This window comes from Cellulomonas sp. (assembly GCF_035634735.1).
Classification (GTDB): Bacteria; Actinomycetota; Actinomycetes; order Actinomycetales; family Cellulomonadaceae; genus Cellulomonas.
The window spans coordinates 1-13,018 of the sequence record NZ_DASQCJ010000018.1 but is presented as its reverse complement, the minus strand read 5'-3'; the positions used below and the strand labels follow the sequence as shown (position 1 = coordinate 13,018).

Annotated in this window: 8 protein-coding genes; 6 read left to right on the top strand and 2 right to left on the bottom strand. The window is 78.2% G+C overall.

The window, feature by feature from the left end; all coding sequences use genetic code 11:
• From VER05_RS01640 to VER05_RS01630, 3 genes are all read left to right on the top strand, one after another.
• Positions 1-1,057, top strand: a 1,057-nt coding sequence (locus VER05_RS01640) for a zinc-dependent alcohol dehydrogenase (protein ID WP_324843659.1), incomplete at its 5' end; no start/stop codon positions are given.
• A gap of 13 nt (positions 1,058-1,070) precedes the next feature.
• Complete coding sequence (locus VER05_RS01635) at positions 1,071-1,631, top strand: hypothetical protein (protein ID WP_324843658.1); 561 nt, start codon at positions 1,071-1,073, stop codon at positions 1,629-1,631.
• A 34-nt stretch (positions 1,632-1,665) separates the two neighbouring features.
• Positions 1,666-2,670: a pirin family protein gene (locus VER05_RS01630; RefSeq protein WP_324843657.1), complete on the top strand. Its 1,005-nt coding sequence runs from the start codon at positions 1,666-1,668 to the stop codon at positions 2,668-2,670.
• 33 nt (positions 2,671-2,703) lie between these two features.
• On the opposite strand, the gene VER05_RS01625 is transcribed toward VER05_RS01630, so the two are convergent.
• The gene (locus VER05_RS01625) at positions 2,704-3,303 is read right to left on the bottom strand and encodes an NADPH-dependent FMN reductase (protein ID WP_324843656.1); all 600 of its coding nucleotides are present in this window, start codon (positions 3,301-3,303) and stop codon (positions 2,704-2,706) included.
• A gap of 263 nt (positions 3,304-3,566) precedes the next feature.
• Between VER05_RS01625 and VER05_RS01620 the strand changes: the two genes are divergently transcribed.
• Positions 3,567-6,161: a LuxR C-terminal-related transcriptional regulator gene (locus VER05_RS01620; RefSeq protein WP_324843655.1), complete on the top strand. Its 2,595-nt coding sequence runs from the start codon at positions 3,567-3,569 to the stop codon at positions 6,159-6,161.
• Here the strand turns inward: VER05_RS01620 and VER05_RS01615 are convergent.
• Positions 6,127-6,540, bottom strand: a complete 414-nt coding sequence (locus tag VER05_RS01615; protein ID WP_324843654.1) for an OsmC family peroxiredoxin — start codon at positions 6,538-6,540, stop codon at positions 6,127-6,129. The genes VER05_RS01620 and VER05_RS01615 overlap by 35 nt on opposite strands.
• 689 nt (positions 6,541-7,229) lie before the next feature.
• On the opposite strand from VER05_RS01615, the gene VER05_RS01610 reads away from it, so the two are divergent.
• Positions 7,230-12,068: a hypothetical protein gene (locus tag VER05_RS01610; protein WP_414647533.1), complete on the top strand. Its 4,839-nt coding sequence runs from the start codon at positions 7,230-7,232 to the stop codon at positions 12,066-12,068.
• Between the two features lie 202 nt (positions 12,069-12,270).
• Positions 12,271-12,444 (top strand): hypothetical protein, encoded by a 174-nt coding sequence (locus VER05_RS01605; protein WP_324843653.1) that lies wholly within the window; start codon positions 12,271-12,273, stop codon positions 12,442-12,444.
• Positions 12,445-13,018: the final 574 nt, after the last annotated feature.

Here is a 13,018-nt window from a genome sequence, read left to right as displayed (position 1 = left end):
GGTCGTGCGAGCCGCGATCTGCGGTTCCGACCTGCACCTCTACCACGGGATGATGCCCGACACCCGGATCGGCCACACGTTCGGCCACGAGTTCATCGGGGTGGTCGAGCAGGTCGGCTCGTCGGTGCAGAACCTGCAGGTCGGCGACCGCGTGATGGTGCCGTTCAACATCTACTGCGGGACGTGCTTCTTCTGCGCGCGCGGCCTGTACTCGAACTGCCACAACGTGAACCCGAACGCGACCGCGGTCGGCGGCATCTACGGGTACTCCCACACGACCGGCGGCTACGACGGCGGCCAGGCGCAGTACGTGCGCGTGCCGTTCGCCGACGTCGGCCCGGAGAAGATCCCGGACTGGCTGGACGATGAGGACGCGCTGCTGATGACCGACGCGCTGTCCACCGGCTACTTCGGCGCTCAGCTCGCGGACATCCGCGAGGGCGACACGGTCGCGGTGCTCGGAGCGGGCCCGGTCGGCCTGTTCGCGGCGCGGTCGGCCTGGCTGATGGGCGCCGGCCGGGTGGTCGTGATCGACCAGCTCGACTACCGGCTCGAGAAGGCGAAGGAGTTCGCCCACGCCGAGACCCGGAACTACACCGAGCACCGGGACATCGTGGTCGAGATGAAGTACACCACCGACGGCCTGGGCTTCGACCGGGTCATCGAGGCCGTCGGCGCGGAGGCGGACGGCAACCTGATCCAGCACGTGACGGCCGCGAAGCTCAAGCTGCAGGGTGGGTCGCCGGTCGCGCTGAACTGGGCGATCGACGGGGTCCGCAAGGGCGGCACCGTGTCCGTGATGGGCGCCTACGGCCCGATCTTCTCCGCCGTGAAGTTCGGCGACGCGATGAACAAGGGCCTGACGCTGCGGATGAACCAGGCGCCGGTCGCGCGGCAGTGGCCGCGGCTGCTGGAGCACATCCGGAACGGCTACCTGAAGCCGTCGGACATCATCACGCACCGCATCCCGCTGGAGCACATCGCCGAGGGGTACCACCTGATGTCGTCGAAGCTCGACGGCATGATCAAGCCGGTCATCATCCCGGACGAGGACTGAGGGGAGCACGACCATGCCGTACCGCGCCGAGAAGCCGCCGCTGCCCGAGACCCCGGAGCAGCTCCGCGCCCGCATCCCCGGCTGGGGAGCCGACCTCGACCCCGCCGACCGCCCGTCGTACCCGCGCGAGCGGACCGACCTCCCCACCGGCGCGCACTGGGACTTCCCGGAGCGCCAGCCGGAGCCCTACCCGCGCGAGCGGTCGATCGAGCACACCGAGCTGCCGCCGGTGTTCGGCACCGCGCAGCCGCTGCACGGCCCCGCCGGGGCGATCCGGCGGTACGCGTACGACCGGTTCAGCGAGGGCCGCGCGGCGCACTGGCTGCTGCTCATCGCGGCCGACCGGGTGGAGTCGACGACGGAGCACCTGAAGTCGTTCGCGACGACGCGGCCCGACAACCCGATCACCCAGACCGGGATCCTGGCCGAGCCGCACGCCCACCCGATCGCCTCGCGCCGCGGGCGGGTCGACGTCCGGCACCAGGTGCTGGACCCGCTGATCGTGGCGGGCCCGTGGATCGCCGGCGGCCTGGCGGCGGTCGCGGTGCTGCGGAGGGTGGCGAGGAGGGGCTGACGCCCCTGGGCGGCAGCGAACTACGCTGCCGCCCATGACCAACCTCGAGGCCGTCGCCACCGAGCGCGTCTGCACCCCCGGGGCCGGCGCCGGCGCCGGCCCGGGCGGCGGCCTCCCGGACGGGTTCGAGCTGCTGGAGCCCCGCGACGTCCCGCTCGGTGGCATCCGCGCGATGTCCGTCCGCCGCACGCTGCCGCAGCGCGCCCGGTCGTTCGTCGGCGCCTGGTGCTTCCTCGACCACTACGGCCCGGACGACGTCGCGGCGACCGGCGGCATGCGGGTCCCGCCGCACCCGCACACCGGGCTCCAGACGGTGTCGTGGCTGTTCTCGGGGGAGATCGAGCACCGGGACAGCCTCGGCACGCACTGCCTGGTGCGCCCGGGCGAGATGAACCTGATGACCGCGGGCCGGGGCATCAGCCACTCCGAGGACTCCACCGACGCGACGACGGTCCTGCACGGCGTCCAGCTCTGGACCGTGCTGCCCGAGGCCGACCGCGGCGCGGCGCCGGCGTTCGAGCACCACGTGCCCCCGGTGGTGGCGCTCGACGGCGGGGAGGCCCGGGTATTCCTCGGCACGCTCGCCGGGTCGACGTCGCCGGTGCGGACGTTCAGCCCGCTGGTCGGCGCCGAGGTGCGGCTGCGGCCGGGCGCGACGCACACGTTCGCGGTGGACCCGGCGTTCGAGCACGCGGTGCTCGTGGACGCGGGCGCGCTCGCGGTCGACGGGGTCGACGCCCCGCCGCACCACCTGCTGTACCGGGAGCCGGGCGCGACGACCCTCACCCTCGCGGCGACCGGCGAGGCCGAGGCCCGGGTGCTGCTGATCGGCGGGCTGCCGCTGGGCGAGCAGATCGTCATGTGGTGGAACTTCATCGGGCGGGACCACGACGAGGTCGTCGCGGCGCGCGCCCGGTGGCAGGCGGAGATCGCCGACCCCGACGGGCCCGCGCCGGGGTTCGGGCGCGTGCAGGGTCACCCGGCGGCGCCGCTGCCGGCGCCGCCCATGCCGGAGCTGCGGCTGCGGCCGCGCGCGTAGCCCGCCCCGCGCGCCGCCGCGCCGCCGCGCCCGTCAGGCGACCGGCATCGCGTCCGGGTCGCCGATGTGCCCGGGCGCGTTGGCGGCGAGCACCCGCTGCACGAACGCGCAGTACTCCGCCATGTAGTGCCGGAGGAACTGGGCGAGCGTGTCGTCGAGCAGCGTCCCGTCGTCGGCGAACGTGCCCGCCTCCACCTGCACGTAGACCTCGGGGGCGTTGAGCTGCGGCGCGTCCAGGAAGCTCAGCACGCCGCGCATCGACGACTGCATGACCGCGGTGCCGATCTTGCCGATCGAGGCGCCGGCGATGCCGGTGGGCTTCCGGGCGAACGCGTTCTCGCCCCACGGCCGCGAGCCCCAGTCGATCGCGTTCTTCAGCGCGCCGGGGATCGAGCGGTTGTACTCGGGGGAGACGAACAGGATGCCGTCCGACTCCTGGATCGCCTTCTTGAGCGCCAGCGCCTCCGGCGGGTAGGCCACGTCGTGGTCCGGGCTGTAGAGGGGGAGCCCGCCGATGGGGATCTCCCGGAACTCGAGCTGCTCCGGCGCGAGCGCGATCAGGGCGTTCGCGAGGGTGCGGTTGATCGAGGTGCTCGACAGGCTGCCGACGAAGTAGCCGATGGTGTACGACATCGTGGTCCTCCGGTCCGAGGCGGCGGGGGCCCGGCCGGCCCGCGCGCGGCGCCCTCCAGCCTGGCACCGCCGCGCGCAGGCTGCCCGCCGGTCGGGACGGCCCCGCCGCCTGCGTAGGTGGCCGGCGAACGGGTGCCGGGCGGCGGGCCGCGGCACCGGCCGCCGGGCGCCGGGCGCTGGGTAGGTGCTCCCGGTCCCGCGGCTGAGTGGTCCGCCGTTGGACACAGTGCGTACCCGGGGCCGAGCACACGGGAGGGCTGACGGTGGAGGCTGAGGGATTCGGGCTGACGGTGGCGGCGGCGCAGCGGTGGCTGCCGCTCGGCCGCGACGTCCTCGTGCGGGGCGACCGCGGCGCGGGCAAGACGACCGTGCTGGAGGGCCTGCTCGCGGACGCGTCGCGGCGCGGGGTGACCGGCATCCTGCTGCGCGCGGGCGGGGCCCGCCCGCTGTCGGCGCTGCTGGACCACGCCTCGGCGTCGGTGCGGGTGCCGGACGAGGTCGCGCTGTCCGACTGGCTGACCGAGGAGCTGCGCGCCCGGCGCAGCGTGCTCCTGGTGGACGACGCCGACCGGATGGACGACGCGAGCCTCGGCGTGGCCCGCCGGGTGCTCGGCCGCACCGGGTCGATGCTCGTCGCCGCCAGCACCGCCGACCCGCTGCGCGCGCCCGGCGGCGGCCTGCGCGACCTGCTGCTCGGTCGCGCGCCGGCGGAGGTCCGGGTGCAGCCGTTCGGGTTCCGCGCGGTCGCGACGCTGCTGGAGTCGGTGCTGGGCGCGCCCGCGGACACCGGGCTGACCGCCACGGTGATGGCCGAGACCGGGGGCAACCCCCGCGCGGTCGTGGCGCTCGCGGACGCGGCGCGCGCCTCGGGCGCCCTGCGCCGGCAGGACGGGCTGTGGGTCGAGGACGGCACGCTCGGGGAGGTGCCGGCGGAGGCCGTCGCGTACGTGTTCCTGTCCGGGCTCGGGCCGAGCTGCGTCGGCGCCCTGGAGACGCTCGCCAGCGCCGGGCCCGTGCCCGCGGAGGTGGCGGCCCGGCTGGTCGACCCGTCCGCGCTCGCGACCCTCTCCGACCACGGCCGGGTCGTCGGCCACGAGCTCGCCGGCTCCGGCGAGGTCCTCGCGGTCTCGCCGCCGCTGCTCGCCCGGGCGCTGCGCGAGCGCGTGTCGCCGTACCGCCGCCGTCGGCTCGCCGAGCGGCTGGCGGCCGAGGGCGGCGGGGTCGCCTCCTCGGCGACGCCGGCGGACGACCTGACGACCGTGCTGCTCGCCGCCCCGTCGGGCGAGGGCGGGGCGCCGGCGTGGGTCGCGCAGGTCGCCGGTCTGGTGCACGAGCGCGCGACCGCCGAGGAGGGCGCCCGCCGCGCCGAGTGGCTGGTGCAGCCGACGCTCGCGACCGCGAACGCCTACCTCGCGGCGCTGATGCGCCGCCCCGCCGCCGAGCAGCTCGAGGAGGTGTTCGCGCGGGTCGTGCCGGGCGGGGACGACGACCCGGGTGAGCGCGCGGCGTTCGCGTTCTACCGCTCGCGGTGGGCCGCGTGGGCGGGTTGCGGGGGACCGGCGGCGCTCGACGTGCCCGAGCCACGGGCGCCCGGCGACGACGCGGCGGGGGACGGGCCGGCGGGCGACGGGTGCCCCGGCGCGGACGACGGCCGGGACGAGCCGGCCGAACCCGTCGACCCGGACCTCGCGCCGGTCGCCGAGCTGGGCCTGATCAAGCCGCGCCTGCTGCGGGAGCTCGCGGCGGGCCGGAGCGCCGCGGAGGTGGCCGCCGAGCCCGAGCCCGAGGCGCGCGTGCCGTTCGTGCGCGGCTGGCCGTCGGTGCTGCGCGCTGCCGCGCTGCTCGAGGCCGGCTGGCCCGAGGCGGCGCTCGAGGTCGTCGAGCGCGCCGACCTGTCCTGCGCCGCCCCCGAGCCGCGGCACTACCTGGCGGCGCTGCGCGGCCAGGGCCTGCTGCAGGCGGGCCGGCTCGACGAGGCGGAGACCTGGCAGCGCCGGATGCTGGACGCCGCGTACGACGAGGTGGACGCCCTGGCGATCCGGGTGCACGCGAGCATGCTCGCCGAGGTGCTGTACGCGTCGTCGCAGACCGCCGCCGCCTGGCGCGCGGTGAGCACCGCGCTCCGGCTCGGGGCCCCCGGCCCGGTCGGGACCACGTTCTACCGGCGCGGGCTGACCGTCGGCGCCGTGATCCAGGCGCACGCCGGCAACCTCACGCTGGCCCAGGTGCTGGTGCGCGAGCTGGACCGCTCGCCCCAGGCGTACCGGCCGCTGCTGCGCTCGATCCGCCCGCTCGCGCAGGCGGCGCTCGCGGGGGCGTCCGGGGAGCCGCTGGCCGGCGCGCGGATCGCCCGGGAGGCGGCGCGCGCCTACGCGGCCGAGGGGCTGCTGCAGCCCGCCCTGCTCTGCTGGACGCTCGGCGCGGGGGACCTCGACGCGGAGCGCGCCGCGGCCGTCCGGGACCTGGTGGCCCGGACCGACGTCCCGCTGCTCGAGCCGTACGCCCAGGTGGTGGTGGGCCTCGTCGACGGCGACCGCGACGCGGTGGCGGGGGCGGTCTCGCGGACGAGCGCCGCGACCGCGCCGGCCCTGGCCCGCGCCGCCGAGCAGCTCCTCGGCGTCCAGGAGGGCACCCCGCGGCCCGCGCGGGCACCGGTGGCCCGCCTGGGCGGGGTCCGCGCCGAGCCGCTGTCCGCCCGCGAGCAGGAGGTCGCGGTGCTCGCGCGCGAGGGCCTGAGCAACCGGCAGATCGCCGACCAGCTCTACCTCAGCGTCCGGACCGTCGAGAACCACATGAGCCGCGCCCTGCGGAAGCTCGGGCTCGTCAGCCGGGGCGAGCTGGTGCAGTGGGGCGGCTGACCGGCACGCCCTGGCGCACGGCCCGCGGGATCTCGGCGACCTCGTCGACGACCGCGAGCAGCAGCGCCACCTCGGCGTCGGTCGCGGCGGTGTCGAGCCGCACGTCGTAGGTCACCCCGGTCGACGCCCAGCTCCCGGGCGCGAACCCGCCGCGTGCGGTGACCATGGCGCCGGCCAGCGGGAGGTGGCGCGCGTGCGCCTCGCGGTACAGGTCGTTGAGCACGCAGCCGGCGACCGCGAGGTGCAGCAGGTGCGCGCCCGTGAACGCCACGGTCGCCCGGACGCCGCCGGTGGTCCAGCGGTGGGGGAGGGCGACCGCGTCGCCGTCCGCGGGCGCCAGCGTGCCGGCGCCGACCGTGACCGCGAAGTCCTCGGGCACCGGCGGGCCTCCCCTCGGTGGGCGCCCGCGCGCGGGCGGGTCGGGGGCAGCGTAGCCCCGGGGCTCACGACCGGCCCGGGGCACCTAGGCCGGCGGGAGTCTGCCGCTCACCGCAGCGGGCCAGACCCTCAGTCGCGCCCGCCGCGCCACTCAACGGGGGCGCCCCGGGCACTCACCGCCCGCTGAGCGGCCGGGCGGGCGGCCTTGAATGGACGACGTCGGAGGGCCTGCAGCGGCTGACAGGCCCTCCGACGTCGAGGTCTCCGGTGCCCGGCACCGCCCCCCGCCGGGCACCGAGGCCCTCGTCGTCGGGTCGTGATCTCCGTCACGAGGCGCGACAGCCGACCTGCGGCGATGCTCCCGGTCTGTGACCAGGCTGTGTGAGCGTTCACCCCCGGGGACGCCAGGTTGTTGACCGCTGCACCATCGGGGGCCATAGTTCATCCCGACGGTGCGCATCGCCTGCCCCCTGCGCGGTGCGCACCGTTCACTACGTCCCCCGCCGGGCACCGTCGAGCAGCCGCTCCGGGCCGGCTCCCCTCCGGCCCGCCGGGCCGTCGCGGTCGCGCCGCGCAACGGGCGCCACCGGATCCCCCGGGGCGGCCGCGACCGGCGAGTTCCGCGTCATCACCCGGCTCCGCGGCGCGTCACCACCCCGGTCGGGGGTCGTCGCGGTTAGCGTGCTGCGGGTGAAGGTCCCTGCGCGCCGCTCCGTCCCCGGGCAGCAGCCGGCCGCCTCCGCCGAGGCCGCGCCGGCGACGCCGCCGACCCCCTCGGCGACCGCCGGCGGCCCCACCCCCGGGACCGGCACCGACGGCCCCGCGCCCCGGCGCGACACCCACGACGGCGAGACGCCCATGCCCGACCCGACCGACCCCGCGACCGCCGCCGGCCCCGCCGGACCCGTTCTGGTCGAGCCGCCGTCCGCCGCCGAGCTGGTCGCCGGCGCCACCGGCACCTGGCGCGCCGCGCTCGTCGAGGCGGCCGGCGGCTCCACGCTGGCCGACGTCGAGCTGCTCGGCGACGCGGCCCTCGACCTGTCCGCCGCCCACCCGTCGGGCATCGCCCAGCTGTTCGCGGGGCGGGAGACCCGGCTGTCGAACCTGGTCCGGGAGGGCGCCGCGCTCGGCACCGCCCGGCGCCGCGCCCGCGCCGTCGCCGCGCGCGCCGGCACCTACGCGCAGCAGTACGGCATCGCGCCGACCTACCTGGCCATCGGCGTCGCCTCGTGGACCGAGCACTCGACGCCCGACGTGGCGACCGACGACGTCGCGGCGATCGCGACGGCGACCCGGGAGTCGGCGGCGACCCGGTCGGACGGGGACGCGGCCGACACGGGCGCGCCCGCTCCGGCCGCCCGGAAGGTGCGCGCGCCCGTGCTGCTCCGGCCGGTCTCGCTCCGGGCCCGCGGCACCGCGGAGAGCGACTACGAGCTGACCCTGGAGCCGTCGCTCGAGGTCAACCCGGTCCTCGCCCGCGCCCTGCGGTCGCGCGGCGCGCTGCTCGACCCCGGCGCCGTCGCCCGGAGCGCGTTCACCGGCTCCGGCTTCGACCCGCGCGACGCGATCACCCGGCTGACCTCGCTCGGCACCGCCGTCCTCGACGACTTCCAGCTGGTCGACCGGATCGTGGTCGGGACGTTCGTGCACCCGGGCCAGGTGCTGGTCGACGACCTCGACCGGCTCGCGTCCGCCCTGGAGCGGCACGAGGTCGTCGCCGCGCTGGCGGGCGTCGTCGACGCGGCCGCGGGGCTGGACGTCGCCCTGCCGGAGCCGGCCCGGGGCGACCGCGACCCCGCGCTCGAGCGCGGCGTCGGGGACCTGGACCCCGCGCAGCAGCACGTCCTCGACGTGGTGGCGGGCGGAGCGCACGTGTTCGTCGACGCCCCCGCCGACAGCGACGTCACCGGCACCCTCGCGGCGCTGGTCGCCGACGCCGCCGCCGAGGGCCGGACCGTCCTGTACGTCCCCGGGCACCGCCGCGCGGCCGTCGCGCTGCGGGAGCGCCTGGAGCAGCTCGGGGTGGGCGAGGTGCTGCTCGACGTGGCGCCCGACGCCGCCTGGCGGGCCGCCTCCTCGCGCCGGCTCATGGGCGCGATGACCCTCGACGTCGACCCCGGCGACCCCGTCGCGACGGCCGAGCTGCGCCGCGCCCTGGTCGAGCGCCGGGAGCGGCTGCGCGGCTACGTCGACGGCCTGCACCGGGTCCGCGACCCGTGGGGCGCCTCCGCCTACGACGCGTTCCAGGCGCTGGCCCGGCTGACCGCCGAGCGCCCCGCGCCGCGCACCACGGTCCGGCTGCCCGCCGAGGTCGCCCGCACCCTCGACGCCGAGCGCCGCGCGGCGGTGGGCGCCGAGCTGCGCGAGGCCGCCGAGGCCGGTGCGTTCACGCTCCGCCCGGTCGACACCCCCTGGTACGGCGCCGCGCTGCTCACCGACGCGGAGGCCGCGGACGCGCTGCGCCGGGCCGGGCGCCTGGCGGGCGAGGACGGGCTGGCGGCGGTCGAGCGCCGCATCGCGGAGGTCGCCGAGGTCACCGGGTTCACGCCCGCGACGACCCTGGCCACCTGGGCCGAGCAGCTCGAGGTGCTCGCGGGCGTGCGCGGCGCGCTCGACGTGTTCCAGCCGATCGTGTTCGAGCGGAGCCCGGCCGACATGGTCGCGGCGACCGCGTCGAAGGCCTGGCGGGCCGAGCACGGCACGCCGATGGGCTACTGGCTGCGCCGCCGGCTCAAGAAGCAGGCCAAGGACCTCGTGCGCCCGGGCCGCCCGGTCGCCGACCTGCACGCCGCCCTGCTGGACGTGCAGCGCCAGCGCGCCATCTGGGCCGAGCACTGCCCGGCCGGCGGCTGGCCGCGGCTGCCCGAGGGCCTGGGCGAGATCGAGGCCGAGCACCGCGAGGTGCGCGCCGACGTCGAGGCGCTGGGCGTCGTCCTCGCCGGCACCCCGGAGGGCGCCGACCTGCTGGCCCGGCCGATCGGCGAGGTCCTGGACCGCGTGCGCCGGCTGGTCGCCGCGGGCGACACCCTCGCGCAGCTGCCCGAGCGCACCCGCCTGCTGCGGTCGCTGCGCGCCGCGGGGCTGGACGCCCTGCTCGACGACCTGGCCGCGCGCCGGGTCCCCGCCGGCCTGGTCGCCGCCGAGCTCGAGCTCGCCTGGTGGAGCACCGTCTTCGAGCAGCTGCTCGCCGCCGACCCCGCCCTGGCCGGCTACGACGGCCGCACCCTCGGCCGGCTGGCCGCGGAGTACCGGCAGCTCGACGTCGCGCACACCGCCGCGCTCGCGGGGCCGGTCCGCGCCCGCGCCGCCGCGCACGTCCGCAACACGATGGCCGCGCACACCGAGCAGACCGAGGCGCTGTTCGCCGAGCTCGTCGAGGAGCGGCTGACCGGGCTGCGCGAGACGTTCGAGCGGTACCCGGACGTGGCCCGGCGGCTGCGGCCGGTGCTCGCCGCCGCGCCGATGCTGGTCCCGCAGGTGCTGCCCGCCGCCCGGACCGTCGACCTCGTGGTGCTCGACGCGGCCGCGCACCTGCCCGTCGAGGTCGCGCTCCCCGCGATCGCCCGCGGCCGCCAGGTGGTCGTCGTCGGCGACCGGCGCTGCGCCTCGGGCACCGCGGTCCGCGAGCTCGCCGAGGTGCTGCCGACCGTGCCGCTGCGCGCGGACGCCTCCCGGCGCGACCCGTACCTCACGGCGTTCCTCGCCGCGCACGGCTACGGCGACGTGCTGTCCCCGACCCCGCTGCCCACCAGCGCGGCGGCCGTCGGGCACCACCTCGTCGACGGCACCGGCATGCCCGACGGGTCCGGCGCCGTGCAGAGCACCCGCGCCGACGTCGACCGCGTCGTCGAGCTCGTCATCGAGCACGCGCTCACCCACGGCGAGGAGTCGCTGGCCGTCGTCACCGCCTCGCCGGTGCACACCGCGCAGATCCGCGAGGCCGTGCTGGCGCAGGTCCGGGACTCGCCGTCGCTCGCCGCCTGCCTGGACGGCGCGCGGCCGGAGCCGTTCGTCGTCACCGACCTCACCAACGTCGCCGGCCTGCGCCGGGACGCGCTCATCCTGTCGCTCGGGTTCGGGCGCACCCCGCACGGGCGGGTGCTGCACCGGTTCGGGCCGATCAGCGGGCCGGGCGGGGACGCGCTGCTGCTCGCGGCGCTCGGCGTCACGCGGCACCGGCTCGACGTGGTGTCCTGCTTCGCGGTCGGCGACGTCGACCCGGAGCGGCTGCGCGGCCCGGGGCCGCGGCTGCTGGCCGACCTGCTGCGGTTCGCCGAGCGGCGGGCCGCGGGGGAGACGGACCTGGCCATCGCGGCGCCGCCCGCGGAGGAGTCGGCGGCGGACGGGGCGCCGGTCGACGCGCCCGCCGGCGCCGACGCACCGGTCGCGGAGGAGGTCACGGCCCCCGCGGTCGCCGAGGAGGTCAAGGCCCCCGCCGCCGAGCACGCGCCGGACCGGCTGGTCGTCGACCTCGCCGAGCGGCTGTGGCGGCACGGGCTCGTCGTCGAGCTGGACCACGGCCTGCCCGGCGGCCTGCACCTGCCGCTCGCCGTCGGCCACCCCGACCTGCCCGGCGAGCTGCTGGTCGCGGTGCTCACCGACGACGACGCCTACCTGCACGAGCCCAGCGTCCGGGTCCGCGACCGCCAGGTCGCCGAGCGGCTCGAGCGCCTCGGCTGGAGCGTGCTGCGCGTCTGGTCGGCCGCCGCGTTCCTCGACCCCGAGGCCGAGGTCGACCGCATCCGCCGCGCCCTGCACGCCGTGGCCGACCGGCGGATCGCCGAGTCCGAGGCCGACCGGGCGCGCGCCCGGCTGCTCGTGCCGGCGCCGCTGCTCGACGACGACGGCACCGGCCCGGCCCCCACGCTGACCGGGTTCGCGCTGGTGCCGGGGGCCGACCTGCCCGCCGGCGGCGGCGCCCGCCCCGGCGAGCGGCGGGTGCTCGACGCGACCGGCGCGATCACCGTGGTGCCGGACACCTCGGCGGAGGTCGAGGTCGGCGCGGGCGACGGGTCCGCGGGGGCGCCCGAGGCGCCGGCGCGGTGGACGCCGCCGGCCGCGCCGGGTTCCGGTGCTGGTGCTGGTGCGGGTGCGGGTGCGTCGGCTGCGGGCGCGGGGGTGCCGGGGCGCGGCGCCAGGGCGGGGACGTCGGACGGCGCCGGCTCGCGGGCGGCGGCTCCCGGGGCGGGCCCGTCCGCGGATCGCCCGGCGTCGTCGGCGGCCCCGGCGACCGCCGCGCAGATCCCGGGCGTCATGGAGGCGGCCGCGCCGATGACCGGCGCCGTCCGTGCCGTGCAGCCGACGCTCGCCGTCCCGGGCGGCCCGCGCCCCGACGTCCGGCCGGGCCTGCCGATCAGCGCCTACTCCGACGACCAGCTCGACGACCTCGTCGCGTGGCTGGTCTCGGACGGCAGCGAGCGCACGCCGGACGAGCTCGCCGCGGCCCTGCGCGCCGAGCTCGGCATCACGCGCCGCGGCGCGCGGGTCGACTCGGTCGTCTCCGCGGCGGTCTCCCGCGCGACCCGCTGACCCGCGGCGGCTCCGTCGCGCCGCGCTCGGCAGGACCGTTGCGCCGAGATAGGACCGTTGCGCCGAGATCGGGCCCAGGACGGTCCTATCTCGCCGCGGGGGTCCTATCTCGGCGAGCCTTGGGCCTGGTGGTCGGTGCGGCGTCGGTGCCGGCGGCCCCGGCAGTCGGGGCGTCGGAGGCGGGCGGTGGGATGATCAGGGGGTGACGACTCCGACCGAGCAGGGCCCCGAGCCCGCGGACCGACCCCGCCGGCCGGTCGACGACTCCCCGCTGATCCCGAGCCGCAGCGCCGACGACTCCGACACCGGCTGGGGCGACGACCGCGGCGACTCGAACGACGACCGCCTCCGCCGCGACGTCCCGCCGCACTGGTGACCCGCCGCCGCTGACGCGTCCGCGCCGCACCCGCTGACGCGGCCGCGCCTGGTGCGGATCGCCGGGCTCTCCGACGCGGTTGCGCCGGGCCCGGATCGCCGGGCTCTCCGACGCGGCTGCGCCGGGCCCGGATCGCCAGGCCCGCCGACGCGGCTGCGCCGGGTGCGGATCGCCAGGCCCGCCGACGCGGTTGCGCCGAGATCGGTGTCTCGGCCCGAGATCGGTGGTACGGAGGACCGATCTCGGGCCGAGGCACCGATCTCGGCGAACCGGGCGGGGCGAGCCGGGCGGGGCGAACCGGGCGGGGCGAGCCGGGCGGGGCGAACCGGGCGGGGCGAGCCGGGCGGGGCGAACCGGGCGGGGCGATCCGGCGGGCGCACCGGCGGGGGTGAACCGGCGCGGGGCGCCCGGCCCGCGGGCGTGCCCGGCCCGCCGGTGCGGGGTCAGGCCAGGGGCGGATGGCCCGGGGCGCCGGTGCCGGTGGAGCGGCCGGTCACGCCCGGACCCGCGGCGCCCGGCGCGCCCGCGGCACCCGAGGCGTCCGAGGTGCCGGGCGTGCCGGCGGTGTCCTGCC

What these genes read in the sequence shown, in the direction of transcription:
- VER05_RS01635 (WP_324843658.1), top strand. Translation starts at nt 1,071, where the DNA reads ATGCCGTACCGCGCCGAGAAGCCGCCGCTGCCCGAGACCCCGGAGCAG.
- VER05_RS01630 (WP_324843657.1), top strand. Translation starts at nt 1,666, where the DNA reads ATGACCAACCTCGAGGCCGTCGCCACCGAGCGCGTCTGCACCCCCGGG.
- VER05_RS01625 (WP_324843656.1), bottom strand. Translation starts at nt 3,303, where the DNA reads ATGTCGTACACCATCGGCTACTTCGTCGGCAGCCTGTCGAGCACCTCG.